At 61.8% G+C, this 24,716-nt stretch carries 41 protein-coding genes; all 41 read left to right on the plus strand.

Annotation, left to right across the window (positions count from 1 at the left end):
• Positions 1-32: 32 nt before the first annotated feature.
• The 41 genes from RCI06_RS07885 (at position 33) to rplQ (ending at position 24,188) form a co-directional block, all read left to right on the plus strand.
• Positions 33-1,031: a 3-oxoacyl-ACP synthase III family protein gene (locus RCI06_RS07885; RefSeq protein WP_101548254.1), complete on the plus strand. Its 999-nt coding sequence runs from the start codon at positions 33-35 to the stop codon at positions 1,029-1,031.
• A gap of 125 nt (positions 1,032-1,156) precedes the next feature.
• On the plus strand, positions 1,157-2,110 hold the full coding sequence (locus RCI06_RS07890) for a nitronate monooxygenase (RefSeq protein ID WP_256152463.1): 954 nt from the start codon (positions 1,157-1,159) through the stop codon (positions 2,108-2,110).
• Complete coding sequence (fabG, locus tag RCI06_RS07895) at positions 2,103-2,840, plus strand: 3-oxoacyl-[acyl-carrier-protein] reductase (RefSeq protein WP_101548256.1); 738 nt, start codon at positions 2,103-2,105, stop codon at positions 2,838-2,840. Before RCI06_RS07890 ends, fabG begins: the two co-directional genes overlap by 8 nt.
• A 27-nt stretch (positions 2,841-2,867) precedes the next feature.
• Positions 2,868-4,103, plus strand: a complete 1,236-nt coding sequence (gene fabF / locus RCI06_RS07900; protein WP_306575456.1) for a beta-ketoacyl-ACP synthase II — start codon at positions 2,868-2,870, stop codon at positions 4,101-4,103.
• 4 nt (positions 4,104-4,107) lie between these two features.
• Positions 4,108-4,539 carry a 3-hydroxyacyl-ACP dehydratase FabZ gene (gene fabZ, locus RCI06_RS07905; RefSeq protein WP_101548265.1) on the plus strand — a complete coding sequence of 144 codons (432 nt, stop codon included), beginning with the start codon at positions 4,108-4,110 and terminating at the stop codon, positions 4,537-4,539.
• 228 nt (positions 4,540-4,767) lie between these two features.
• Entirely contained in the window at positions 4,768-4,998 is a 231-nt protein-coding gene (locus RCI06_RS07910; protein ID WP_101548267.1) for an acyl carrier protein, read from the plus strand.
• Positions 4,999-5,069: 71 nt separating this feature from the next.
• Entirely contained in the window at positions 5,070-5,795 is a 726-nt protein-coding gene (locus RCI06_RS07915) for a Bax inhibitor-1/YccA family protein (RefSeq protein WP_306575458.1), read from the plus strand.
• 207 nt (positions 5,796-6,002) lie between these two features.
• Positions 6,003-7,439, plus strand: coding sequence for a proline--tRNA ligase (gene proS / locus RCI06_RS07920; RefSeq protein ID WP_306575459.1), 1,437 nt, complete (start codon positions 6,003-6,005; stop codon positions 7,437-7,439).
• A 56-nt stretch (positions 7,440-7,495) separates the two neighbouring features.
• Positions 7,496-8,161 carry a hypothetical protein gene (locus RCI06_RS07925; RefSeq protein ID WP_306575461.1) on the plus strand — a complete coding sequence of 222 codons (666 nt, stop codon included), beginning with the start codon at positions 7,496-7,498 and terminating at the stop codon, positions 8,159-8,161.
• A 500-nt stretch (positions 8,162-8,661) separates the two neighbouring features.
• Positions 8,662-8,973 (plus strand): 30S ribosomal protein S10, encoded by a 312-nt coding sequence (rpsJ, locus tag RCI06_RS07930; protein WP_006873286.1) that lies wholly within the window; start codon positions 8,662-8,664, stop codon positions 8,971-8,973.
• Between the two features lie 83 nt (positions 8,974-9,056).
• Entirely contained in the window at positions 9,057-9,689 is a 633-nt protein-coding gene (gene rplC / locus RCI06_RS07935; protein WP_101548275.1) for a 50S ribosomal protein L3, read from the plus strand.
• A 19-nt stretch (positions 9,690-9,708) separates the two neighbouring features.
• Positions 9,709-10,332, plus strand: a complete 624-nt coding sequence (rplD, locus tag RCI06_RS07940) for a 50S ribosomal protein L4 (RefSeq protein WP_306575465.1) — start codon at positions 9,709-9,711, stop codon at positions 10,330-10,332.
• A complete protein-coding gene (rplW, locus tag RCI06_RS07945; RefSeq protein ID WP_101548279.1) occupies positions 10,332-10,628 on the plus strand; it encodes a 50S ribosomal protein L23 in 297 nt (98 codons plus the stop codon). The genes rplD and rplW overlap by 1 nt, the downstream gene beginning before the upstream one ends.
• A 64-nt stretch (positions 10,629-10,692) precedes the next feature.
• Complete coding sequence (rplB, locus tag RCI06_RS07950; RefSeq protein WP_101548284.1) at positions 10,693-11,526, plus strand: 50S ribosomal protein L2; 834 nt, start codon at positions 10,693-10,695, stop codon at positions 11,524-11,526.
• A gap of 25 nt (positions 11,527-11,551) precedes the next feature.
• Positions 11,552-11,827, plus strand: coding sequence for a 30S ribosomal protein S19 (gene rpsS / locus RCI06_RS07955; RefSeq protein WP_101548286.1), 276 nt, complete (start codon positions 11,552-11,554; stop codon positions 11,825-11,827).
• Positions 11,828-11,854: 27 nt separating this feature from the next.
• Entirely contained in the window at positions 11,855-12,190 is a 336-nt protein-coding gene (gene rplV / locus RCI06_RS07960; RefSeq protein WP_101548289.1) for a 50S ribosomal protein L22, read from the plus strand.
• A 21-nt stretch (positions 12,191-12,211) separates the two neighbouring features.
• Positions 12,212-12,919, plus strand: a complete 708-nt coding sequence (rpsC, locus tag RCI06_RS07965) for a 30S ribosomal protein S3 (protein ID WP_288234819.1) — start codon at positions 12,212-12,214, stop codon at positions 12,917-12,919.
• On the plus strand, positions 12,919-13,350 hold the full coding sequence (gene rplP / locus RCI06_RS07970) for a 50S ribosomal protein L16 (protein WP_101548295.1): 432 nt from the start codon (positions 12,919-12,921) through the stop codon (positions 13,348-13,350). The genes rpsC and rplP overlap by 1 nt, the downstream gene beginning before the upstream one ends.
• A complete protein-coding gene (gene rpmC, locus RCI06_RS07975) occupies positions 13,350-13,550 on the plus strand; it encodes a 50S ribosomal protein L29 (protein ID WP_101548296.1) in 201 nt (66 codons plus the stop codon). Before rplP ends, rpmC begins: the two co-directional genes overlap by 1 nt.
• Positions 13,551-13,572: 22 nt before the next feature.
• Entirely contained in the window at positions 13,573-13,830 is a 258-nt protein-coding gene (gene rpsQ, locus RCI06_RS07980) for a 30S ribosomal protein S17 (protein ID WP_101548297.1), read from the plus strand.
• A gap of 48 nt (positions 13,831-13,878) precedes the next feature.
• Positions 13,879-14,247, plus strand: coding sequence for a 50S ribosomal protein L14 (gene rplN / locus RCI06_RS07985; RefSeq protein WP_101548298.1), 369 nt, complete (start codon positions 13,879-13,881; stop codon positions 14,245-14,247).
• Positions 14,248-14,262: 15 nt separating this feature from the next.
• Positions 14,263-14,586: a 50S ribosomal protein L24 gene (gene rplX, locus RCI06_RS07990; protein WP_101548299.1), complete on the plus strand. Its 324-nt coding sequence runs from the start codon at positions 14,263-14,265 to the stop codon at positions 14,584-14,586.
• A gap of 16 nt (positions 14,587-14,602) precedes the next feature.
• On the plus strand, positions 14,603-15,142 hold the full coding sequence (rplE, locus tag RCI06_RS07995; RefSeq protein WP_101548301.1) for a 50S ribosomal protein L5: 540 nt from the start codon (positions 14,603-14,605) through the stop codon (positions 15,140-15,142).
• A 12-nt stretch (positions 15,143-15,154) separates the two neighbouring features.
• On the plus strand, positions 15,155-15,340 hold the full coding sequence (locus tag RCI06_RS08000; RefSeq protein ID WP_101548303.1) for a type Z 30S ribosomal protein S14: 186 nt from the start codon (positions 15,155-15,157) through the stop codon (positions 15,338-15,340).
• Between the two features lie 33 nt (positions 15,341-15,373).
• A complete protein-coding gene (gene rpsH / locus RCI06_RS08005; RefSeq protein ID WP_101548305.1) occupies positions 15,374-15,772 on the plus strand; it encodes a 30S ribosomal protein S8 in 399 nt (132 codons plus the stop codon).
• Positions 15,773-15,787: 15 nt separating this feature from the next.
• The gene (gene rplF / locus RCI06_RS08010; RefSeq protein WP_101548307.1) at positions 15,788-16,333 is read left to right on the plus strand and encodes a 50S ribosomal protein L6; all 546 of its coding nucleotides are present in this window, start codon (positions 15,788-15,790) and stop codon (positions 16,331-16,333) included.
• 14 nt (positions 16,334-16,347) lie between these two features.
• Entirely contained in the window at positions 16,348-16,707 is a 360-nt protein-coding gene (gene rplR, locus RCI06_RS08015; RefSeq protein ID WP_101548309.1) for a 50S ribosomal protein L18, read from the plus strand.
• 16 nt (positions 16,708-16,723) lie between these two features.
• Entirely contained in the window at positions 16,724-17,227 is a 504-nt protein-coding gene (gene rpsE, locus RCI06_RS08020; RefSeq protein WP_101548311.1) for a 30S ribosomal protein S5, read from the plus strand.
• A gap of 13 nt (positions 17,228-17,240) precedes the next feature.
• Entirely contained in the window at positions 17,241-17,417 is a 177-nt protein-coding gene (rpmD, locus tag RCI06_RS08025; RefSeq protein WP_101548314.1) for a 50S ribosomal protein L30, read from the plus strand.
• Positions 17,418-17,437: 20 nt separating this feature from the next.
• Positions 17,438-17,875 carry a 50S ribosomal protein L15 gene (gene rplO / locus RCI06_RS08030; protein ID WP_101548316.1) on the plus strand — a complete coding sequence of 146 codons (438 nt, stop codon included), beginning with the start codon at positions 17,438-17,440 and terminating at the stop codon, positions 17,873-17,875.
• Position 17,876: 1 nt separating this feature from the next.
• Complete coding sequence (gene secY / locus RCI06_RS08035) at positions 17,877-19,181, plus strand: preprotein translocase subunit SecY (protein ID WP_101548318.1); 1,305 nt, start codon at positions 17,877-17,879, stop codon at positions 19,179-19,181.
• A gap of 13 nt (positions 19,182-19,194) precedes the next feature.
• Positions 19,195-19,827, plus strand: coding sequence for an adenylate kinase (locus tag RCI06_RS08040; RefSeq protein WP_101548321.1), 633 nt, complete (start codon positions 19,195-19,197; stop codon positions 19,825-19,827).
• Positions 19,828-19,829: 2 nt separating this feature from the next.
• Positions 19,830-20,576, plus strand: a complete 747-nt coding sequence (gene map / locus RCI06_RS08045) for a type I methionyl aminopeptidase (protein ID WP_101548323.1) — start codon at positions 19,830-19,832, stop codon at positions 20,574-20,576.
• A gap of 14 nt (positions 20,577-20,590) precedes the next feature.
• Positions 20,591-20,860 carry a KOW domain-containing RNA-binding protein gene (locus RCI06_RS08050; protein ID WP_207726248.1) on the plus strand — a complete coding sequence of 90 codons (270 nt, stop codon included), beginning with the start codon at positions 20,591-20,593 and terminating at the stop codon, positions 20,858-20,860.
• The gene (infA, locus tag RCI06_RS08055; protein ID WP_066455331.1) at positions 20,853-21,071 is read left to right on the plus strand and encodes a translation initiation factor IF-1; all 219 of its coding nucleotides are present in this window, start codon (positions 20,853-20,855) and stop codon (positions 21,069-21,071) included. Before RCI06_RS08050 ends, infA begins: the two co-directional genes overlap by 8 nt.
• A 38-nt stretch (positions 21,072-21,109) precedes the next feature.
• Positions 21,110-21,223, plus strand: coding sequence for a 50S ribosomal protein L36 (gene rpmJ / locus RCI06_RS08060; protein WP_066455330.1), 114 nt, complete (start codon positions 21,110-21,112; stop codon positions 21,221-21,223).
• A 35-nt stretch (positions 21,224-21,258) separates the two neighbouring features.
• The gene (gene rpsM / locus RCI06_RS08065; protein WP_101548325.1) at positions 21,259-21,627 is read left to right on the plus strand and encodes a 30S ribosomal protein S13; all 369 of its coding nucleotides are present in this window, start codon (positions 21,259-21,261) and stop codon (positions 21,625-21,627) included.
• Positions 21,628-21,646: 19 nt separating this feature from the next.
• A complete protein-coding gene (gene rpsK, locus RCI06_RS08070) occupies positions 21,647-22,048 on the plus strand; it encodes a 30S ribosomal protein S11 (protein ID WP_101548327.1) in 402 nt (133 codons plus the stop codon).
• 41 nt (positions 22,049-22,089) lie between these two features.
• Positions 22,090-22,710 carry a 30S ribosomal protein S4 gene (gene rpsD / locus RCI06_RS08075; RefSeq protein ID WP_276871472.1) on the plus strand — a complete coding sequence of 207 codons (621 nt, stop codon included), beginning with the start codon at positions 22,090-22,092 and terminating at the stop codon, positions 22,708-22,710.
• A 90-nt stretch (positions 22,711-22,800) separates the two neighbouring features.
• Positions 22,801-23,760, plus strand: coding sequence for a DNA-directed RNA polymerase subunit alpha (locus RCI06_RS08080; RefSeq protein WP_101548347.1), 960 nt, complete (start codon positions 22,801-22,803; stop codon positions 23,758-23,760).
• 86 nt (positions 23,761-23,846) lie between these two features.
• The gene (gene rplQ, locus RCI06_RS08085) at positions 23,847-24,188 is read left to right on the plus strand and encodes a 50S ribosomal protein L17 (RefSeq protein WP_101548349.1); all 342 of its coding nucleotides are present in this window, start codon (positions 23,847-23,849) and stop codon (positions 24,186-24,188) included.
• The last annotated feature ends 528 nt before the right edge of the window (positions 24,189-24,716 follow it).

Consider the following 24,716-nt stretch of genomic DNA (forward strand, 5'->3'; position numbering starts at 1 on the left):
GCAAAATGTAAAAACGATAATGAGGAGACGCCATGACAGGAATCAGATTTTGCGGTACGGGCAGCTATCTGCCACCCCTGACGGTCGACAACGGCGAGTACGCCAAGATCGTGGACACCTCGGACGAATGGATCCGTCCGCGCACGGGCATCGTCACCCGCCACATCGCCAACGGCGAGACCACCTGGCGGATGGGCGCGCGGGCGGCCAGGGCCGCGATCGACGACGCGGGCATCGACCCCGCGGAGATCGGGCTGGTGCTGGTCACGACGGTCACCGCCGATTTCGCGACCCCCTCGATGAGCTGCTGCATCCAGCAGGAGATCGGCGCGAAAAACGCGATGTGCATCGACGTCAACTGCGCCTGCGCGGCGTTCGTCTACGCGGTGGACATGGCGCGGCGGTACCTCGCCACCGGCGACGGCGTCGACACGGTGCTCGTCGTGAGCACGGAGATGCTCTCCCGCCTCACCAACTACGCCGACCGCAGCACCTGCGTGCTCTTCGGCGACGGCGCGGGCGCCTGCGTGATCAGGGCGGAGGAAAACGCCATGTACGGCGCGATGGTCGGCGCGGACGGCTCCGGCTACGGGCTGATGTTCTGCAAAAACCCGCCGCCCGCCTCCCCCTGGACCACCAACCCGCCCGAGCCGGATGAGGTCTACACCCGTCCCGAGCTGCCCGGGCAGATGGTCATGGGCGGGCGCGAGATCTACAAGTTCGCGACCAAAATGATGCCGCAGGCGATCAACACCGCCTGCGCGCGGGCGGGGATTACCTCCGGAGAGCTCGACTGGATCGTGCCGCACCAGGCCAACGTGCGCATCGTCCAGACGGCGATGAAAAATCTCGGCCTGCCGATGGAAAAGGCGTTCATGACGATCGACCACACGGGCAACACCTCGTCCGCCTCTGCGGCCATCGCGCTCGACGAGCTGAACCGGAGCGGCAGGCTCCGCCGCGGCGACAAGGTCGGCATCGCGGGCTTCGGCGCGGGGCTCACCTACGGCGGGGCGGTCTTCACCTGGTAAAAAATCTGCAAAATCCTGCTGGACGCGCGCGTGAGGCGCGATTATCATAGAGATGAAGCGGCTACGCCATGGGCGGCGCCGGAGGGGCGCGGCCCCACAGTCTTACGTGGAGGAGAAAACCAATGCTGAAAACAAGAATTACCGAACTGCTCGGCATCCGCTATCCCGTCTTCCAGGGCGGCATGGCGTGGGTGGCCGACGCAAAGCTGGCGGCGGCGGTGTCCAACGCCGGCGGCCTCGGGCTCATCGGCGCGGCGGCCGCGCCCGGCGAGGTGGTCGAGGCGATGATCCGGGAAGCGAAGTCCCTCACCGACAGGCCCTTCGGCGTGAACGTCATGCTCATGAGCCCCTTCGCGGACGATGTGGCGCGCATCTGCGCCGAACAGAAGGTCGCGGTCGTCACAACGGGCGCGGGCAACCCCGGCAAGTACATGGAGGCGTGGAAGGCCGCAGGCATCAAGGTGATCCCGGTGGTCGCCTCGGCGGGAATGGCCAGGCGGATGGAGCGTGCGGGCGCCGACGCGGTCGTCGCGGAGGGCACCGAATCGGGCGGCCACATCGGCGAGCTGACCACCATGTGCCTCGTGCCGCAGGTCGTGGACGCGGTGAGCGTGCCGGTCGTCGCGGCGGGCGGCATCGCGGACGGGCGCGGCGTGGCCGCGGCCATCGCGCTCGGCGCGCAGGGGGTGCAGTGCGGCACCATCTTCGTCTGCGCCGACGAGAGCCCGGCCTGCGCCAAGTATAAGGAGCTCGTCGCCGGGGCCAAGGACACCGACACGATCGTCACCGGACGGGAGGGCGGCGCGCCCATCCGGTCGCTCAAGACCAAGTTTACGCGGAAGCTCGCCAAGCTCGAGCATGAGGAGGTCAGCCGGGAGGAATTCGAACGGATGGCGGCCGGCAGCCTGCGCAAGGCGGTGCAGGACGGCAACCTCGAGGAGGGCACCTTCATGGCGGGGCAGATTTCGGGGCTCGTGAAGGGCGCCGCGCCCGCCAGGGAGATCGTGGAAAACCTGATGGCGCAGGGGGAGCATCTCCTCCGCAACTTGCTTACGGAAAGGGGTATCACCATTGAATAAGACGGCGGTAATCACCGGCGGCGGCACCGGCATCGGCCGGGCGATCTCGCTGAAACTGGCGGAGGACGGCTTCAATATCGCGGTCAACTGCCTCGAAAGCCTGCTGCCGCAGGCGCAGGCGGTCGCGGAGGAATGCCGCGCAAGGGGAGTCGAGGCGGAGTGCTTCGTCGCGGACGTGTCCAAATTCGACGCGTGCGCGGAGATGGTGAAGGCCGTGCAGGAGCGGTTCGGCTCGGTCGACGTGCTCGTCAACAACGCGGGCATCACCCGCGACGGCCTGATCGCCCGCATGAGCGAGGACCAGTACGACAGCGTCGTGAACGTCAACCAGAAGGGCGTTTTCAATATGATCCGGCACGTCACGCCGGTGATGATGAAGCAGCGTTCGGGCCGCATCGTCAGCATGGCGTCGGTGTCGGGACTCTACGGCAACGCAGGGCAGCTCAACTATTCCGCCTCCAAGGCGGCGATCGTGGGCATGACCAAGACGGCGGCCAGGGAGCTCGGCGGGCGCGGCATCACCGTGAACGCGGTGGCCCCCGGTTTTATCCAGACCGACATGACCGCCAAGCTCTCCGACAAGGCGAAGGAGGCGATCCTCGGCGGCGTGGCGCTCAAGAGGATGGGCCAGCCGGAGGACGTGGCGAACGCGGTGGCGTTTCTGGCAAGCGACGCGGCCGGTTACATCACCGGGCAGGTGCTCGTCGTCGACGGCGGCATGGGCCAGTGACATTTTGAAAAACAGGAGTATTTGCATATGAAACGAGTCGTAATCACCTCGACGGGGGTCGTTTCCCCCGTCGGCATGAACACAGCCGATTTCTGGCGGAACGTGGTGCAGGGCCGCCACGCCTTCAGACCGATCACCTCCTTCGACACCTCCCGCATCAAGGTCAAATGCGCGGCCGAGATCGACAGCTGGGACCCCGTCGCGCAGGGGCTCAACAAGAAGGAGGCCCGCCGCATGGACCGCTACACCCAGTTTGCGATGGCCGCCGCGAAGCAGGTCGTCGAGGGCGCGGGGGACCTGAGCGGCATCGACCCCTTCCGCGCCGGCGTCATCGTGGGCAGCGGCATCGGCGGGTTCCAGACCACGCTGGCCGAGCACCAGAAGTTCCTCGAAAAGGGCCCCGACCGCGTGAGCGTCTTCATGGTGCCGATGATGATCTCCAACATGGCCGCGGGCCAGATTGCGATCGAATACGGCTTCAAGGGGGACAACTTCGCGGTGGTCACCGCCTGCGCGACCGGCTCCCATTCGATCGGCGAGGCGTTCCGCAAGATCAAGTACGGTTATCTCGACCTGGCGATCGCGGGCGGCGCGGAGGCGCCGATCACCGAGGTCGCGGTCGCGGGATTTTCCAACATGAACACCCTGACCGAGTCGGAGGACTGCGACCGGCTGTCGATCCCCTTCGACAAGGAGCGCAGCGGCTTCGTGATGGGCGAGGGCGCGGGGCTCGTGCTGCTTGAGGAGCTCGAGCACGCCCGCCGCCGCGGCGCGAACATCATCGCCGAGGTCGTGGGCTACGGCGCGACCGACGACGCCCACCACATCACCGGGCCCTCCCCCGACGGCGAGGGCGCGGCGCACGCGATGATGAACGCGATGGCGGACGGCGGCGTTTCCCCCGAGCAGGTCGGCTATATCAACGCCCACGGCACCTCCACCCAGCTCAACGAGAAGTGCGAGACGCTCGCGATCAAGGCGGCGTTCGGCGAACACGCCTACAAGCTGGGGGTCAGCTCGACCAAGTCGGTGACCGGGCACATGCTCGGCGCGGCGGGCGGCGTCGAGACGATCGCCACGGCGCTCGCCCTGCGGGACGGCGTCATGCCGCCGACGATCGGCTACAGGGTCCCCGACGAGGACTGCGACCTCGACTATGTGACCGAGGGCGCGCGCAGGACGGACATCCGGTACGCGCTGTCCAATTCGCTGGGCTTCGGCGGGCACAACGCGAGCCTGCTCTTCAAAAAATACGAGGGGTGATCGAATGGCGCTCTATAATAAGGAACAGATCATGGAGATCATCCCCCACCGCGATCCCTTCCTGCTCATCGACGAGGTCGAGGAGCTGGAGGTCGGCAAGCGGGTGGTGGCCACAAAGTTTATCAGCCCCGATTCCTTCTGGTTTCAGGGGCACTTCCCCGGGCATCCCGTCACGCCGGGCGTGCTGATCATCGAGATGCTCGCGCAGGCGGGCGCGGTGTGCGCGCTGTCGATGCCGGAGAACCAGGGCAAGATCGCCTTTTTCGCGGGCATCGACAAGGCGAAGTTCCGCCGGCAGGTGCTCCCGGGCGACACGCTCCGCCTCGAGGTGGAGATGCTGCGGGTGCGCGGGAACTTCGGCATGGGCAAGGGGACCGCGACGGTCGGCGGCGAGCGCGCCGCGAGCGCCGAGATCACCTTTGCGCTCATGAAATAGACGCCTGTGCGCGGGCGGGAAACAGCCGCCGCGGGGGCTTTTCCAAAGTTTGTGTGGCCTGGCCAAATGCAAATTGGAAAACCCGACAAAATATGTGCAAATACCTATTGCCAAACCGTGGCAAAACGGGTATGATAGTTGTCGTTAGCAAGGCGGGTCCGCCCACGGCGGCCCCTTCCGTCAGATCATACGAGGTACCGATAGAACGAATTATAGGAGGAAACAATCATGGTATTTGAAAAAGTCAGAGAGCTTCTCGTGGACCAGCTGGACGTCGAGGAAGACGTCGTCACAATGGAGGCCAACATCCAGAGCGACCTGGGCGCCGACTCGCTGGACATCGTCGACCTGGTCATGTCCCTCGAGGAGGAGTTCGACTGCGAGATCCCCGACGAGGAGATCGAGAACATCAAGACCGTCGGCGACATCGTCAAATATATCGAAGACCACGCCAACTGACGCGTTTCGGAATCCCCGCCGGGACGGCGGGGATTTTATTTTTTCACTTCATTAGGAAAGGATGAACCCGGATGAACGAGAACGGCTACGGCGGCTTCCAGGACGGCGCCGACCTCGACGCGGTCCGCCAGCAGGTGCAGACCCCCCTCTACCGGCATGTGGCCAAAACCTACGGCTGGATGTTTTTGGGGCTCCTGCTCACCTTCGTCACCTCCTTTTTGCTCTACGCGACCCGGATGGTGCTCCTCTTCTTTATCACCCCCTGGCTGCCCTTCGCGCTGCTGATCGGCAAGCTCGCGCTCGTCTTCTACCTCACCTCCCGCATCCGGAAGTATTCGGTGACCACCGCGCGGGTGATCTTTCTCTGCTATTCGGTGCTCACCGGCATCGCGCTCTCGCCGCTCCTGCTCCTCTACGACGCGGGCAGCGCGATCTTCGTCTTCGGCGTCGTGTCCGTCTTCTTTGGCGTGATGGCCGCGGCGGGCCTCATCACCAAGCGCGACGTCTCCGGCTTCGCGCCGCTCATCCTTTTCGGCCTGCTCGCGCTGCTGCTTATGGGGGCCGTCAACCTCTTCCTCGGGCTCGAGGGCTTCGAGACGGCGATCTGCTTTATCGGCGTCGCGATCTTCCTCGGCGTCACCACCTACGACTCCAAGAAGGTCAAGGACTACTACCACGCCTTCGAGGGCGACGCGGAGATGCTGGAAAAGGTTTCGATCTATTCGGCGCTCAACCTCTATCTCGACTTCATCAACCTCTTCCTCTATCTGCTGCGCCTGCTCGGCAAGCGCAAGTGACCGGAGCGCGGAAGGCCGCCGTCCTGCGGACGGCGGCCTGTTTTGCGGTTCCCGGGGAAGCCGGGGCGGGAAACCGGCGGGCGGGGAAGGCCGGGCCTTGCAATTCGCGCGAAAATTCGTTATGATACAAGGGTAATGCCGCGGCGGCCCCGGGTCGCCGATCATATTTTGGGGCGCCCCGCGGGACGCCGAAGGAGAACATGCTTTATGGCGGACAAGAAAAAGATGGTGGAAGCGATCACCTCGATGGAGGAGGACTTCGCGAAATGGTACACCGACATCGTTAAAAAGGCCGACCTGGCGGACTATTCGTCGGTGCGCGGCTGCACGGTCGTGCGCCCCTACGGCTGCGCGATCTGGGAGAACATCCAGCACGACCTCGACGGCCGCTTCAAGGCGACGGGGCATGAAAACGTCATGATGCCGATGTTCATCCCCGAGGGCCTGCTCCAGAAGGAGAAGGACCATGTCGAGGGCTTCGCGCCCGAGGTGGCGTGGGTGACCCACGGCGGCGAGGAGAAGCTCACCGAGCGCCTCTGCGTGCGCCCGACCTCCGAGACCCTCTTCTGCGAGCACTACGCGAACATCATCCACTCCTACCGCGACCTGCCCAAGCTCTACAACCAGTGGTGCTCGGTCGTGCGGTGGGAGAAGACCACCCGCCCCTTCCTGCGTACCTGCGAGTTCTGGTGGCAGGAGGGCCACACGATGCACGAGACGGCCGAGGAGGCGATGGCGGAGACCGAGCGGATGCTGAACGTCTACGCCGACTTCTGCGAGGAGAGCCTCGCGATCCCCGTCACCAAGGGCCGAAAGACCAAAAAGGAGCAGTTCGCGGGCGCGGAGGCCACCTATACGATCGAGGCGATGATGCACGACGGCAAGGCGCTCCAGTCGGGCACCTCCCACTATTTCGGCGACGGGTTCGCCCGCGCGTTCGACATCACCTTCCAGGGCCGCGACAACAAGCCCCAGTACCCGCACCAGACCTCGTGGGGGATGTCGACCCGCATCATCGGCGCGATCATCATGACCCACGGCGACAACGACGGGCTGGTGCTGCCGCCCGCCATCGCGCCGGTGCAGGTGATCGTCGTGCCGGTCGCCCAGCACAAGGAGGGCGTGCTCGAAAAGGCGGGGGAGATCACCGAAAAGCTGAAATCCTTCTGCCGCGCGAAGATGGACGATAGCGACAACTCGGCGGGCTGGAAGTTCGCGGAGTACGAGATGAAGGGCGTGCCGCTCCGGCTGGAGATCGGCCCGCGCGACATCGAGCAGAACCAGTGCGTGCTCGTGCGGCGCGACAACCGCGAGAAAACGGTCGTCTCCCTCGACGAACTGGAGGCGAAGGTGCCCGAGCTGCTGCGCGCGGTGCACGACGGCCTCTATCAGAAGGCCCTTGCCAACCGCGAGGCGCGCACCTGGACCGCGCGGACCTTCGACGAGCTCAAGGCGCTGGCGGCGGAAAAGAGCGGCTTCTTCAAGACGATGTGGTGCGGCGACGAGGGGTGCGAGCTGCGCGTCAAGGAGGAGGCGGGGCTCACCTCCCGCTGCATGCCCTTCGAGCAGGAGCGGATCGGCGACGTCTGCCCGATCTGCGGCAGGCCCGCCACGACCTCGATCATCTGGGGCCGGGCGTACTGATCCGGATCCGAATTTCCCGGCGCGCGCCGGAATAAACAGCAAACGGGGGTAAGAACATGGAAATGACCTATCAGAACACGCTGCTCAAGGTGACGGCGATTTTGATGATCGTCTTCGCGGTGCTCGGGCTGGTGTCCGCGGGCATGATCTCGATGGACGTCCAGAAGGAGCTGGGCGGCAGCTCGAGCGGTTTTACGAGCATGATCATGGAAATCGCGATGGAGGACCCCTCCTTCGCGGCGCAGGCGGGCATCGACGACCCGGAGCAGTTCTATGAGCTCATGCAGGACGAGGAGTTCCAGTCGGTGATGGGCGGCGTCTTCGCCGTGATCAGCGCGGTCATGATCCTCTTCGCGGCGATCGCCGCCATCCCGCGCGCCATCGCGGGCATCATGGGGCTGAGCCGCAGCTCCCGCCCGGAGAAGAGCGGCTTCTTCATGGCGTGGGGAATCGTGCTGCTCATCCTCGGCGTGATCGGCATGCTCTTCTCGGGCGGCGTCTTCTCGCTGAACGGGCTGGTGAGCCTCGTGGGCGGCGTCGTCCTGCCGATCCTCTACCTCGTCGGGTCGAGCCAGCAGAAGAAGGCCTACCTCGCGAGCCTTTCGGCCGCGCAGGGAGCCGGCATCAATTACGCCGCGATGCCCGCGGGCAGCAGCCCCAAGGCCCCGCCCGCCGCGCCGGAGGCGCCGCAGCAGCCGGAAAACAAGGGCCCGGAGTTTTAAAGAATCCCTCAAAAGAGGGGCGGCGGAGCCGCCCCTCTTTTTTCGCCCCGGGCCGCCCGCATAAGCCGCCGGGGGGGCGGGAAAACTTTCCTGAAAAGGGACTTTTGACGGCGGCCGGGAAGCGAAAATTTTTTGGAGCTTTTTACGAATTTTTATCAGAAAATACTTGCATTGTGACGGGGGTTGTGGTATTATAATCGAGCGTGACTGCACAGATATGCGATGATGCGGGAGGTGGCCGCCCTTTGAGGCGGGGAATTTCCGCGGAGTATGTCCGATTTCAAACCGGGCGACTTTAATACTGATGAAAGCGTGCGCAATGCGCCTCCAGAGGCATTTTGCGCGGCGCGGCGGCTTTTGGCCGCGGGCGGTATGAAGTCCGGCTAAACTGGAAGGTTTACCGGATTTTTTGTATGCCCGCCCGCGAAACACCCGGAGGGGTGTACAGAGCGATTCGGTATGTGAAGTGTCGTCAGAAAACATTAAGGAGGCGATCTTCAGTGGCAGTCAAGGAGAAAATCAGAATCAGGCTCAAAGGTTACGATCACCAGCTCGTCGATGCATCGGCGGAGAAGATTGTGGAAACGGCAAAGCGCACCGGCGCCCGCGTTTCCGGTCCGATCCCCCTGCCGACCGAGAAGGAAATCGTCACCATCCTGCGCGCCGTCCACAAGTACAAGGACAGCCGCGAGCAGTTCGAGATGAGGACCCACAAACGGCTCATCGACATCCTGCGTCCCTCGAACAAGACGGTCGAGGCGCTCACGGGACTCGAACTCCCCGCCGGCGTGGAGATTGAAATCAAGCTCTAAGCCGCGCGAAACCCCGACGACGGATCCGCCGTCAGGTCAAGTCGGCGAGAGCCGACCAATAACCTTCAGGAGGTAAGAAAGGTATGCAAAAGTGCATCGTAGGCAAAAAGATCGGCATGACCCAGCTTTTTGACGAGAACGGAAAAGTGATCCCCGTGACCGTCGTTGAGGCCGGCCCCTGCGTTGTCGTCCAGAAGAAGACAATCGAAAACGACGGCTATGAAGCCGTGCAGATCGGTTATGGCGACATCTCGGACAAGGCGATCAACAAACCGCTCAAGGGACACTTCGCGAAGGCTGACGTCGCGCAGAAGCGCACCCTCAAGGAGTTCCGTCTGGAGGACTGCTCGTCCTTAAACGTCGGCGACATCATCAAGGCCGACGCCTTCGCCGCGGGAGACGCGGTGGATGTCGCGGGCACCTCGAAGGGCAAGGGCTACGCCGGCACCGTCAAGCGGTTCGGCAACCACACCCTCAAAGCGACCCACGGCTCCGGCCCCGTCGGACGCCACGCCGGCTCCAACGGCGCCTGCTCGTCCCCGTCCCGCGTCTTTAAGGGCAAGGGCCTCCCGGGCCACATGGGTGACGAACACGTCACCGTCCAGAACCTTGCGGTCGTCAAGGTGGACGCGGAAAACAATCTCATCGCGATCAGAGGTGCGATCCCCGGCGCCAAGGGCGGCGTGGTCTGCATCACCGATAGCGTCAAGGCGTAAGGGAAGGAGGACACACACAATGCCAAAGGTTCAAGTTTATGATATGGCCGGCAAAGCCGTTTCTGAGATCGAGCTTTCCGACGCCGTCTTCGGCATCACCCCCAATCAGGCGGTCGTGCACGCGTGCGTCGTGAATTATCTGGCCAACCAGCGCCAGGGCACCCAGTCGACCCTGACCCGCACCGAGGTTACCGGCGGCGGCAGGAAGCCCTGGAGGCAGAAGGGCACCGGCCACGCGCGCCAGGGCTCCATCCGCGCTCCCCAGTGGCGCAAGGGCGGCATCGCGCTCGGCCCCAAGCCGCGCGACTACAGCTACTCCCTCAACAAGAAGACCCGCCGCCTGGCGATCAAATCGGTCTTCTCCGACAAGGTCCTCACGAACGACCTGATCGTGGTCGACCAGATCACCGTCGACGGCTACAAGACCCGCCCGGTGGTCGACATGCTCAAGGCGCTCGGCGCGGAAAAGAAGGCGCTCATCGTCATGGGCGACAAGAACGACCAGTTCATCAAATCCGCTTCCAACATCCCGGGCGTCAAGACCGCGCTGGTCAACACGCTCAACGTCTACGACATCGTCAACTGCGACAAGTTCATCGTCGCGAAAGACGCCGTCGCCAAACTCGAGGAGGTGTACGCATAATGAAAGCTCCGCAGGACATTATCCTCCGTCCGGTCATCACCGAGGCTTCGATGGCGAACGTGCAGCTTCGGAAGTACACCTTCCGGGTCGCCAAGGACGCCAACAAGATTGAAATCGCCAAGGCCGTCGAGGCGCTGTTCCCCGGCGCCAAGGTGTCGTCGGTCAACACGATCAGCTGCCGCGGCCGCCTGAAACGGATGGGCCGCAACCAGGGCTACACCCCTTCCTTCAAGAAGGCGATCGTGACGCTGACCGAGGGTTCGAAGACGATCGAGTTCTTCGACACCATGCTCTAATGGCGCCCTGCGCCGCGTATGGGGTTCTCTGCCCCGCTAACTAAAATGAGGAGAGTGAAACCGAATGGCTATTAAGAGCTATAAGCCCACTACGCCCAGTCGCCGGCAGATGACTGTCACCGACTACAGCGAGTTGAGCAAGGTCGCTCCGGAAAAGAGCCTGCTTGAGCCTGTCAAGAAGCACTCCGGACGCAACAGCAACGGCAGGATCACCGTCCGCCACCGCGGCGGCGGCAACCGCCGGAAATACCGCATCATCGATTTCAAGCGCGACAAGGCCGATATCCCGGCCAAGGTCCTGACGCTCGAGTATGACCCCAACCGCACCGCCCACATCGCGCTCGTCCAGTACGAGGACGGCGAGAAGCGCTACATCATCGCGCCCAACGGCCTCAAGGTCGGCGACACGGTGGTCTCCGGCGCCAAGGCGGACATCAAGCCGGGCAACTCGCTGCCGATGATGAACATCCCGACCGGTACCTTCATCCACAACATCGAGCTTTACCCGGGCAAGGGCGCGCAGCTGGCGCGTTCGGCCGGCGTCATGGCCCAGCTGATGGCGAAGGAAAACGGCATGGCGCTCGTCCGCCTGCCCTCCGGAGAGCTTCGCAACATCCCCGAGATCTGCGTGGCAACGATCGGCCAGGTCGGCAACATCGATTTCGAGAACGTCAACTACGGCAAGGCCGGCCGCCGCCGCCACATGGGCTGGCGCCCGACCGTCCGCGGCTCCGTCATGAACCCCTGCGACCACCCGCACGGCGGCGGCGAGGGCAAGAGCCCGGTCGGACGTCCGGGCCCGGTCACCCCTTGGGGCAAGCCCGCGCTGGGTTACAAGACCCGCGCCAAACACAACCGCTCTGACAAGTTTATTGTCAAGCGCCGCAACGCGAAGTAAGACGGGCTGAAAGGAGGAAATATTCATGGGTAGAAGCATTAAAAAGGGACCGTACGTTCAGCCCGTTCTGCTGGAGAGGGTCCGCAAGATGAACGAGAGCGGCGAGAAAAAGCAGGTCCTCAAGACCTGGAGCCGCGCTTCGACGATATTCCCCGATTTTGTCGGGCACACCTTCGCGGTCCACGACGGCCGCAAGCACGTGCCGGTTTATGTGACCGAGGACATGGTTGGGCACAAGCTCGGCGAGTTTGCCCCCACCAGGACCTACCGCGGACACGCCGGCGCCAGGAAGAGCAACTAAAACGAGGCCGAAAGGAGGAACTCAACCATGGAAGCAAGAGCTTCGCTGAGACATGCCCGCATCGCGCCTCGCAAGGTGCAGATCGTGCTTGATCTTATCCGCAACAAGCCCGCCGACCAGGCGATGGCGATTCTCCGGCAGACCCCCAAGGCCGCTTGCGAGCCGTTGGAGAAGCTGCTGAAGTCGGCCGTGGCAAATGCCGAGAACAATTTCAACATGGACAGGAACAACCTGTACGTGTCCGAGTGCTACGTCACCCCCGGCCCGACGATGAAACGGATCCGCCCCCGCGCGCAGGGCAGGGCGTTCCGCGTACTCAAGAGGACGTCCCACGTCTTCATCACCGTCAAAGAACAAGAATAACGCTGAAAGAGGAGGTAAACTATGGGCCAAAAAGTGAATCCGCACGGCCTTCGTGTCGGAGTTATTAAGGATTGGGATTCCCGCTGGTTTGCTAAGGACGATGCTTTCGGCGATATCCTTGTCGAGGATTATAAGCTCCGCAAGTTCTTAAAGAAAACCCTTTACGATGCAGGAATCCCCCGCATTGAAATCGAGCGCGACGCCACCAAGGTGCGCATCCACATCCACTGCTCCCGCCCGGGCATCGTCATCGGCAGGGGCGGCGCCGAGATCGAGAAGATCCGCCGCCAGTGCGACGAGATGATCAACAAGAGCAAGGCCGCGGCCGACAAGCGCCAGGTCTTCATCAACGTCGTCGAGGTCAAGTCCCCCGACAAGAACGCCCAGCTCGTGGCCGAGTCGATCGCCGCCCAGCTGGAAGCCCGCGTCTCCTTCCGCCGCGCCATGAAGCAGTCGATCGGACGCGCGATGAAGTTCGGCGCCCGCGGCATCAAGATCCAGGTGTCCGGCCGTCTGGGCGGCGCCGAGATCGCGAGGACCGAGCACTACCATGAGGGCACCATCCCCCTGCAGACCATCCGCGCCGACATCGACTACGGCTTTGCCGAGGCGAACACCACCTACGGAAGAATCGGCGTCAAGGTATGGATCTACGCCGGAGAGGTTCTCGGGGATGCCAAGAGGCCCCGCAGGGATGACCGTCCCCAGAGGGAAGGAGGCAAACAGTAATGCTGCTGCCAAAACGTGTGAAATACCGCCGTGTTCAGCGCGGCCGCCTCAAGGGCAAGGCCCTGCGCGGCAACACCGTCACTTACGGAGATTTCGGCCTGCAGGCGCTTGAGCCGGCGTGGGTCACCTCCAACCAGATCGAGGCCGCCCGTATCGCCATGACCCGCTACATCAAGCGCGGCGGCCAGGTCTGGATCAAGATTTTCCCGGATAAGCCGATCACCGAAAAACCGGCCGAGACCCGCATGGGTTCCGGTAAAGGAAGCCCCGAGTACTGGGTCGCAGTCGTCAAGCCCGGCCGCGTGATGTTTGAAATCGGCGGCGTGCCCGAGGACCTGGCCCGTGAGGCAATGCGTCTTGCCGCGCACAAGCTGCCCATCAAGTGCAAGTTCGTTGCCAAAGAGACTGAGGAAAAGGGGAGTGAAGAGTAATGAAGGCAACTGAGATCAGGGAACTGTCTGACAAGGAGCTTCAGGAGAAGCTCAACGACCTCAAAGCCGAGCTTTTCAACCTTCGTTTCCAGCACGCGATCAACCAGCTCGATAACCCGATGCGCCTGAACATCGTCAAGAAGGACATCGCGCGGGTGAAGACCCAGATCCGGGCCAACGAGCTTAAGAGCGCGCAGTAAGCGGAAGGGAGGACGAAGGTAAATGAGCGAAAGAAATCTCCGCAAGACCCGTGTCGGCACGGTTGTCAGCGATAAGATGGATAAGACGGTCGTCGTCGCCATCCAGGACAACGTCAAACATCCCCTTTACAAGAAGATCATCAAGCGCACCGTGAAGTTCAAGGCGCACGACGAAGAGAACGCGTGCGGCGTTGGCGACAAGGTCAAGATCATGGAGACCCGCCCCCTGTCCAAGGATAAACGGTGGAGGGTCACCGAAATCATCGAGAAGGCGAAATAACATCCGGACGGTCTTTTCCGACAGTCCGATTGAAAGGAGGAACGCTCTGTGATACAGATGCAGACCTATCTCAAAGTAGCCGACAACACCGGCGCGAAGGAACTCATGTGCATCCGCGTGCTCGGCGGCTCCCGCAGGAGATACGCCAACATTGGCGATGTGGTCGTGGCTTCCGTCAAGAAGGCCGCGCCCGGCGGTCAGGTGAAAAAGGGCGACGTGGTCAAGGCGGTAATCGTTCGTTCCGCTAAGGGGATCCGCCGCGACGACGGGACCTATATCCGCTTCGACGAGAACGCTGCGGTCATCATCAGAGAAGATAAAAACCCCAGAGGTACCCGTATCTTTGGACCGGTTGCGAGGGAACTCCGCGAAAAGGAGTACCTCAAGATTTTAAGCCTCGCTCCCGAGGTGCTGTAATGGAGGTGCTCAAAAGTGAATAAGCTTCACGTCAAAAAGGGCGATACAGTCATCGTTCTGTCCGGCAAGGACAAGGGCAAGCAGGGCAAGGTTCTTGAGGTCTCCCCCAAGGAGGGCAAGGTCATCGTCGACCACGTCAACATGATGACCAAGCACGTCAAGCCCCGCAAAATGGGCGATCCCGGCGGCATCGTGAAGGCGGAGGGCGCCATGTACGCCTCCAAGGTCATGCTCGTCTGCCCCAAATGCGGCAAGCCCACCCGGATTGCCCACAAGGTCCTCAACGACGGCAAGAAGGAACGTATCTGCAAAAACCCGAAATGTGGCGAAACTTTTTAAGTAAGGAGGAGAAATCATGGCACGACTCAAGGACCAGTACGTGGGCGAGATCGCTCCCGCGCTGATGAAGAAATTCAGCTATAAATCTGTCATGCAGATCCCCAAGCTTGATAAGGTCGTCATCAATGTCGGCTGCGGCGAGGCGCGGGACAATCCCAAGATCATCGACGCAATCGTTTCTGACCTTTCCAAGATCACGGGCCAGCGCCCGGTCATCTGCAAGGCGAAAAAATCCGTGGCGAACTTCAAGCTGCGTGAAGGCATGAACATCGGCGCAAAGGTCACCCTGCGCGGCGACCGGATGTATGAGTTCGTCGACAGGCTGTTCTCCGTGGCCCTGCCCCGCGTGCGCGACTTCCGTGGGATCAACCCCAACGGCTTCGACGGGCGCGGCAACTACAACATGGGCCTCAAGGAGCAGCTGATCTTCCCCGAGATCGACTACGACAAGATCGACAAGGTCCGGGGCATGGACATCTGCTTTGTCACCACTGCGAAAACCGACGAGGAGTCCCGCGAGCTCTTGACGCTCATGGGCGCCCCATTTGCGAAGTAAGGAGGGAAAACTGTGGCAAAAACATCGATGAAGATCAAGCAGAGCCGCCCGGCGAAGTTCTCCACCAGGGAATACACCCGGTGCAAGATCTGCGGCAGGCCGCACGCTTACCTTCGCAAATTCGGAGTCTGCCGTATTTGTTTCAGGGAACTGGCGTACAAAGGGCAGATCCCCGGCGTCAGGAAGGCAAGCTGGTAAAACAAAGCTGAGCGAATAAAGGAGGTTGACGGCATGCATATCACCGATACGATCGCTGACATGCTGACCCGTATCAGAAATGCGAACAGTGCAAAACATGATACGGTCGATATTCCTGCTTCCAACATGAAGAAAGCAATTGCTCAGATTTTGTTGGATGAAGGATATATAAAGAGCTTCACCGTCGTCGAGGACGGCAAACAGGGCACCATCCGCGTTGTCCTGAAATACGGGCAGGGCAAGACCCCGGTCATCCAGGGCCTTCGCAGGGTTTCCAAACCCGGCCTGCGCATCTACACCAGCTGTGAGGATATGCCCCGCGTGATGAAGGGACTCGGCGTTGCCATCCTGTCCACCAACAAGGGCGTTATGACCGACAGGCAGGCTCGCAAAGAGAATGTCGGCGGCGAAGTCCTCGCGTTCATTTGGTAAGGGGGGTGCGGTGAAATGAGTCGAATCGGAAGAAAGCCCATCACCGTGCCCGCGGGCGTCGACGTCAAAATCGACGGCAGCACGGTAACCGTCAAGGGCCCCAAGGGCACCCTGACCCAGACCTTCCGCCCCGAGATGGGCATCAAGCAGGAAGGCAGCGAGATCCTCGTGACCCGCCCCAACGACGAGAAGGAGATGCGCAGCCTGCACGGGCTGACCCGCACCCTGGTCGCCAACATGGTGCAGGGCGTCACCGAGGAGTTCAAGAAGGAACTCGAGATCAACGGCGTCGGCTACCGCGCGGCCAAGCAGGGCAAACAGCTCGTCATGACCCTCGGCTACAGCCACCAGGTCTTCATGGAGGACAACGCCGACATCACGATCGACGTCCCCGCGCCCAACAAGATCATCATCCACGGCCCCGACAAGCAGAAGGTCGGCCAGTTCGCGGCGGAAGTCCGCGAGAAGCGCCCGCCCGAGCCGTATAAGGGCAAGGGGATCAAGTATATCGACGAAGTGATCATCCGCAAGGAAGGCAAAGCGGGCAAGGGCAAGAAGTAAAGGAGTGAAGTAACATGGTAACGAAGCCTGACAAGAATGTCGCCAGACTCAAACGGCACAGCAGGGTCAGGGCGAAGATCAGCGGCACGCCTGGCTGCCCTCGTCTTGATGTCTTCCGCTCCGCCAAACACATCTATGCCCAGATCATCGACGATGAAAACGGCGTGACGCTGTGCGCGGCGTCCTCGCTGGACAAGGATTTCGAGGGCAACGGCGGCAACAAGGAAGCGGCCAAGAAGGTCGGCGAAGCGATCGCGAAGAAAGCGGCCGACAAGGGCATCAGCGAAGTGGTGTTCGACCGCGGCGGCTATATCTACCACGGGCGCGTCAAGGAGCTGGCGGAAGCGGCCCGTGAAGGCGGCCTCAAATTCTAAAGAAGGAGGGATACTTTTGGCTCAGTTTAATGCGAACAACAATGACGAGCTCAAGGAGCGCGTCGTAGCGATTAACCGCGTTTCCAAAACGGTGAAAGGCGGACGCATCTTCAAGTTCGCGGCCCTCGTGGTTGTCGGCGACGGCAACGGCACGGTCGGCTTCGGGCTTGGTAAAGCGGGCGAGGTACCCGACGCCATCCGCAAGGGTATTGAGGACGCGAAAAAACACCTTCACAAGATCTCCCTCAAGGGAACGACCATCCCCCACGAGGCGATCGGCGTTTACGGCGCGGGACGCGTGCTGATGAAACCGGCCCCGGAAGGAACCGGCGTCATCGCGGGCGGCCCCGTCCGTGCGGTGATGGAGACCGCGGGCATCAAGGACATCCGTACCAAGTGCCTGCGCTCCAACAACCCCTGCAACGTCGTTTCGGCGACCATCCAGGGGCTGTGCTCCCTGCGTGACGCGGAGCAGGTCGCGGCCATCCGCGGCAAATCCGTGAAGGATATTATTGGATAAGGAGGAAGGCGTTATGGCGCTTACCATCAAGCTCGTTAAGAGCCTCGTCGGCAGAAAAGACGACCAGATTGCCACCGCCGAATCCTTGGGACTGCGCAGGATCGGCGATACCACCACCCAGCCCGACAACGACGCGACGAAGGGCAAGATCACGAAAATTTCCCACCTCATTGAGGTCACCAACGCATAAAGCAAGGAGGTGCAGGTCAAATGAAATTGCATGAACTTTCCCCCGTGCCGGGTTCGAACAAGGACGTGTTCCGCAAGGGCCGCGGCCACGGTTCCGGCAACGGAAAGACGGCGGGCAAGGGCCACAAAGGCCAGAAGGCCCGTTCCGGCGCCAAACAGCCCGGATTTGAGGGCGGCCAGATGCCGCTGGCGCGGCGTGTTCCGAAGCGCGGCTTCGTGAACATCTTCGCCACCCATTACGCCACGGTCAACGTTTCCGATCTCGAGAAATTCGAGGATGGCGCGGTCGTGGACGCCCAGGCGCTCCTCGACGCTGGTATCCTCAAAAAGACCCTTGACGGCGTCAAAGTCCTCGGCAACGGCGAGATCACCAAGAAGCTCACCGTCAACTGCGCGGCTTTTTCAGCGTCTGCCAAGGAAAAGATTGAGAAAGCAGGCGGGAAGGCTGAGGTGAAGTAAAATGTTCCAGACGTTAAAAAACGCGTGGCACATTGCGGACCTGAGGAAAAAGATCCTCTACACCTTGATGATCCTGGTGCTCTTCCGGCTCGGCACGGCCGTCCCGGTGCCCTTCCTTGACGCGCAGGTTCTCCAGCAGATGCTCCAGAACCCCGCCAACGCGGGCAACCTGCTCGGCTATCTCGACATCCTCTCGGGCGGCGCGTTCGCCAGGGCGACCATCTTCGCGCTGTCCATCACCCCGTATATCACCTCTTCGATCGTCATCCAGCTGCTCACCGTGGCCATCCCGGCCCTCGAGCGCATGGCGAAGGAGGGCGAGGACGGGCGCAGAAAGATCAACAAGATCACCCGTTACGTCACCGTCGCGCTTGCGCTTCTGCAGGCATGGGCCTACTACACCCTGCTGCGCAACCAGAGCGGCGCCGTGATGTACCGCAGCGGCTTCGCGGGGATCTTCTCCGCGATCGTCATCATCGCGGCCTTCATGGGCGGCGCGATGCTGATCGTCTACCTGGGCGAGCGCATCGACGAGCACGGCATCGGCAACGGCATCTCGATGATCCTGTTCGCCGGCATCGTCTCCCGCGGCCCGGCGGCGATCCAGAAGCTCTGGATCTACCTGCAGATGGGCTCCGAGCAGCCGATGTACTACTTCACCGTTCCGCTCATCGTGGTGCTCTTCCTCGCGCTGATCGTGGTGATCATCATCATGACCAACGCCGAGCGGCGCATCCCGGTGCAGTACGCCAAAAAGGTCGTCGGCCGCAAGATGTACGGCGGACAGTCGACCTTCATCCCCATCAAAGTGAACATGTCGGGCGTTCTGCCGATCATCTTCGCCTCCTCGCTGCTGGCGATCCCGGGCACCATCAAGGCGTTCGTGGCCCCCAACGGCACCGGCTTCTGGGCGAACTTCCTCGGCGCGTTCAACTACAACACCCCGCTCTACGCGGTGCTCTACTTTATCCTGATCCTCGCGTTCAACTACTTCTACGTGGCGATTCAGTATAACCCGATCGAGATGTCCAACAACCTCAGGAACAACTCGGGCACCATCCCCGGCATCCGTCCGGGCCGTCCGACCTCCGACTTCATCGCGCGGATCATCTCCAAGATCACGCTGGTCGGCGGTATCTTCCTGGCGCTCGTGGCCGTCCTGCCGATCGGCATCGGCGGTATCACCAAGATGAACATCGCGCTCGGCGGAACTTCGATCATCATCGTCGTGGGCGTGGCGCTCGACACCTTCCGGCAGCTGGAAAGCCAGATGATGATGCGCCACTACAAGGGCTTCTTAGAGTAAAGGAGATGTCGTTATGAAACTGATACTCCTCGGCGCTCCCGGCGCCGGCAAAGGCACCCAGGCGGAAGTCATCTGTGAAAAGCTGGGAATCCCGGCCATCAGCACGGGCAACATCATCCGTGAGGCGCTCAAGAACGGGACCGAGATGGGTCTGCGCGCGAAATCCTATATGGAGAGCGGCGCGCTGGTGCCCGACGAGGTCGTGATCGGCATCATCAAGGAGCGGCTCCAGCAGGACGACTGCAAAAACGGGTTCATCCTCGACGGATTCCCGCGCACCGTCCCGCAGGCCGCCGCGCTTGACGAGATGGGCGTCGAGATCGACAGGGTCATCGACATCGAGGTCGCCGACGAGGCGATCGAACGGCGGCTTTCCGGCCGCAGGGTCTGCGAGAGCTGCGGCGCCAGCTACCATGTCGACTACAAGCCTTCCAAGGTGGAGGGCGTGTGCGACAAGGACGGCGGGAAGCTGATCATCCGCAAGGACGACCAGCCCGAGACCGTGCGCGGCCGCCTGGCCACCTACCACGAGCAGACCGAGCCCCTCAAGGAGTTCTACCAGAAGAAGGGCAAGCTCCGCATCGTGGAAGGCCAGGAAGAAGTTGCGGACACCACGAAACTGACGCTTGCCGCGCTGGAGGCTTAAGTATGGTCGTGCTGAAAACGTCGAAGGAGCTTGCGAAGATGAAACGCGCCGGCTCCATCTCAGCACAGGCGTTGCAGGTGGGGGGCGCGGCGGTCAGACCCGGCGTTACGACGGGCGAGATCGACCGGGCCGTCAGAAGTTTCATTCAATCCAAAGGCGCCATCCCCTCGTTTTTAGGGTATGGTGGTTTTCCGGGCAGCGCGTGCGTGTCGGTGAATGACGAGATCATCCACGGCATCCCCGGGGGACGCGTCATCCAGGAGGGCGACATTGTGAGCATCGACGTGGGAGCCATCGTTGACGGCTACCACGGGGACAACGCGGCGACCTTCGCCGCGGGCAGGGTGAGCGATGCGGCCCAGAAGCTGATGGACGCGACAAGAGAGAGCCTGCTGGCGGCGATCGCGGTTGCAAAACCGGGCGCGCGGCTGGGGGACATCGGGTACGCGGTGCAGTCGTACGTGGAGGCGCTCGGTTACGGCGTCGTGCGCGAGTATGTCGGGCACGGGATCGGGACCGAGATGCATGAGGAACCGGAGGTGCCCAACTACGGGCGCCCCGGCCACGGCGTGCGGCTGGTCCCCGGCATGGTCATCGCCATCGAGCCGATGATCACCGAGGGCTCACCCGCGCTGCACGTGCTGGACAACGACTGGACGGTCGTGACCAACGACCATAAGCTCGCCGCGCATTTCGAGCATACCGTCGCGATCACCGAGAGCGGCCCGGTCATCCTGACTCTGCCTTGAGCGGGAGGTGCGGGATGCCGGTCGAAAGGGGTCGCGTGGTGTGCTCGAAGGCGGGGCACGACGCGGGAGGCTACTTTGTGGCCCTCGCGGAGGAAGAGGGGCGGGTCCTGCTCTGCGACGGCGGACGCAGGCCGCTGGAAGCCCCAAAGCGTAAGAGCGTCAAACACATCCGGAAAACCAACACGGTGCTCGACCTTTCGGGCATCGACACCAATCGAAAGCTGCGCAGGGCGCTTGCCGCCCTCCGGCGGGAATCAGACGAGGGAGGAAATCAGCTTGTCTAAGGAAGATGTCATCGAAATTGAGGGCGTCGTAGTGGAGAGCCTGCCCAACGCACAGTTCCGCGTGGAGCTGCCCAACGGGCATCAGCTTTTGGCGCACATTTCCGGCAAACTGCGGATGAACTTCATCCGCATCCTGCCGGGAGACAAGGTCACGCTGGAGATGTCTCCGTACGACCTGACCAAGGGGCGCATCACGTGGCGTTCCAAATAGCAGATACCGTTTTTACCGATTGAAGGAGGTAGTTTCGCATGAAAGTCAGACCTTCCGTGAAACCGATTTGCGAAAAATGCAAGATCATCAAGCGCAAGGGCCGCATCATGGTAATATGCCAAAACCCCAAGCACAAACAGCGTCAGGGCTAAAGTGCAGACCAGAATAATGGAGGTGCAAGAACAGTATGGCTCGTATAGCTGGCGTTGACCTGCCGAGAGACAAGCGGGTCGAGATCGGGCTGACCTATATCTTCGGGATCGGCCGCAAAACCGCACAGCAGATCCTCGAGTCCACCGGAGTGAACCCGGACATCCGTGTCAAGGACCTTACGGAGGACGACGTTTCCAAACTGCGTGAGTATATCGACCACAACGTGCAGGTGGAGGGCGACCTTCGCCGTGAGACGGCGCTGAATATCAAGCGCCTGGTTGAGATCGGCTGCTACCGCGGCGTGCGTCACCGCAAAGGGCTTCCCGTCCGCGGACAGCGCACCAAGACCAACGCGCGCACCCGCAAGGGACCCAAGAAGACAATCGCCAACAAGAAGAAATAATCAGGGAGGGATATAGACGATGGCAAAGGTTGCCGCTAAAAAGACCGCCACTCGCAGGCGTCGGGAACGCAAGAACATCGAGCGTGGCGCCGCACATATCCAGTCCACCTTTAACAACACGATCGTGACGATCACCGACACCCAGGGCAACGCCCTTTCGTGGGCCTCGGCCGGCGGGCTCGGCTTCCGCGGTTCCCGCAAGAGCACCCCGTTTGCCGCGCAGACCGCTGCGGAAGTCGCCGCGAAAGCTGCGATGGAGCACGGACTCAAGACGGTCGAAGTGTTTGTAAAGGGCCCGGGCTCGGGCCGTGAGGCTGCCATCCGCGCGTTGCAGGCGGCGGGACTCGAGGTCAACATGATCAAGGACGTCACCCCGATTCCGCACAACGGATGCCGCCCGCCCAAGAGAAGGCGCGTATAAGCAGCGGCTCATAGCCGCCAACCAATCAGGAGGTGCAATTTATGGCAAGATATACCGGCGCTGTATGCAGGCTCTGCCGCCGCGAGAACAAGAAGCTGTTCCTCAAGGGCGAGCGTTGCTACACCGATAAGTGCGCCGTCACCCGCAGGGCCACCGTCCCCGGGCAGCACGGCAAAGCGCGCACCAGAAAGGCTTCCGAATATGGAGTCCAGCTGCGCGCCAAACAGCAGGCCAGGCGTTACTACGGCATCCTGGAAAGCCAGTTCGCCAAGTACTTTGAGATGGCCGCCGCGAAACCCGGCGTCACGGGCGAGAATCTGCTGCGCATCTGCGAGAGCAGGCTCGACAACGTGGTCTACCGCCTCGGTTTCGCTTCCTCCCGCAAGGAGGCCCGCCAGCTCGTCCGCCACGGCCACTTCACCGTGAACGGCAAGAAGGCCAACATCCCCTCCATCCTGCTCAAGGCCGGCGACACCGTTGCCGTCAAGTCCAAGAGCGACAAGCTCAAGGGCGTGGTGGAAGCGTTTGGCTCCCGTCCCGTTCCCAAGTGGCTCGACTGCGACAAGACCAATATGACCGGACGCGTCATCGAGCTCCCGAACCGTGAAGACATCGACCTGGATGTTGAAGAGCATCTCATCGTCGAGTTGTACAGCAAATAATCCGGCTGCGTGAATCACGCGTCAAGCATGGTTGCAGGGAAACGAGAATGACCAGGCGGGAATGCTCCCGCCGCAGAAGGAGGGTCCATAATGGTCAAGATCATAGAGCCCAAGATAGAAACGGTCGAGCTCAAATCTGACGGCAGTTACGGCAAATTTGTTGCGGAACCGTTGGACAGGGGATTTGGTACAACGCTCGGCAACTCGCTGCGCCGCGTGCTGCTTTCCTCTCTTCCTGGTGTTGCGGTCATCTCTGTGAAGATCGACGGAATACAACACGAATTCTCGACAATCCCGGGCGTAAAAGAAGATGTAACCGAGATCATCCTCAATATCAAGGGCCTCACCGCAAAGCTCTATTGCGACGAGCCCAAGACGGTGAGGATCGATGCGCAGGGTGAATGTGAAGTGACTGCGGGCAGCATCGAGTGCGACAGCGAGGTCGAGATCCTCGACCCGAGCATGCATATCGCGACGCTCGACGCCGGCGCGAAGCTCTCCATGGAGATCACGCTCAAGAAGGGCCAGGGATACGTCTCGGCCGAGCGCAACAAGCACACCGAGCTGGAAAAAGCCCCGGTGGGCACCATCGCCGTGGACAGCATCTATACCCCCGTGCTCAAGGTCAACTACACGGTGGAAAACACCCGCGTGGAACAGATAACCGACTACGATAAATTAACGCTGGAAGTCTGGACGGACGGCACCATCTCCGCGAAGGAGGCGGTCAGTCTGGCGGCCAAGATCCTCAATAGGCAACTCAATCATTTCGTCGATCTTTCCGACGAGGTGAGTGCGACCGAGATCATGGACAAGAAAGAGGATACCGGCAAGGATAAACTCCTTGAGATGACCATTGAAGAGCTTGACTTATCTGTTCGCGCGTTCAACTGTCTGAAGAGGGCCGGCGTCAACACCGTGGCAGACCTCATCAACAAGTCCCCCGACGAGATGATGAAGGTCCGGAACCTCGGCAAAAAATCGCTGGAAGAGGTCATCTGGAAGTTACAGTCACTGGGATTCGACCTTTCTAAGGACGACGACAACTGAATTTACCGGCCGCGCCCCGCGGCCCAACCCCGTCCGGGCTGTTAACGGGCGGGAATCTCAAAGCATTGGGTAAGGAGTGAAACAGAATGCCAGGAACCAGGAAACTCGGCCGGTCTTCCAGCCACAGAATGGCGATGCTCAGGGCGATGGTTACCTTCCTGCTGGAAAACGGCAAGATCGAAACCACCGTCACCCGCGCCAAGGAAGTCCGCGCGATGACCGAGAAGATGATTACAACGGCGAAAACCAACGATCTCCACTCCAAGCGTCAGGTGCTCTCCTTTGTCACAAAGGAGGACGTTGCGAAGAAGCTCTTCGACGAGATCGCCCCGAAGTACAAAGAGACCAAGGGCGGCTATACCAGGATCGTCAAGATCGGACCTCGCCGCGGTGACGCCGCAGAGATGGCTATCATCGAGCTCGTTTGATTTGTTTAAAAGAGGGACCGCACACCGTGCGGTCCCTCTTTTTATCTTCCCCGGGGTTGGCCCCGGGCGGCGGGCTTAGATTGTCCGCTCAACGAGCGGCGGAGTTGCCGGGTCCCGCCCCGGCGGGCGGCCCTATTTCTTGGCCGCCCAAGAAATGGGGGAAAGAAGCCGCAGGGGGCTATGCCCCCTTGACCCCCGCGCCGCCTCCGGTCGGCCTGCGGCCAAAGTCGGCGGCGCCCTGTCATGGATCAGCGGACGGGCGTACAGCATCCCGCCCGCCTCCGCGCCGCAGGCGCAATGCCTCTGCCCGGGAGTCTCCGGAACCGTACCGGGAGTGCTTCCGGGGAGACACGGCCGCATTTGCGTGGCGCGCATCTCCCATGGGGAAGCGGAAAACTGCGCGGCTTTGCCGCGCACGCGCGCAGAGCGCGCGAACGCCCGGAACGGGCGTTGTTTTCCGCCGTATGTCCCCGGCGAGCCATCCGGCTTCGGTCGTTGGGCGCACCCGCAACCTGAATTGAGCCTTCA

This window comes from Anaerotruncus massiliensis (ex Togo et al. 2026) (assembly GCF_030825285.1).
GTDB lineage: Bacteria > Bacillota > Clostridia > Oscillospirales > Ruminococcaceae > Anaerotruncus > Anaerotruncus massiliensis.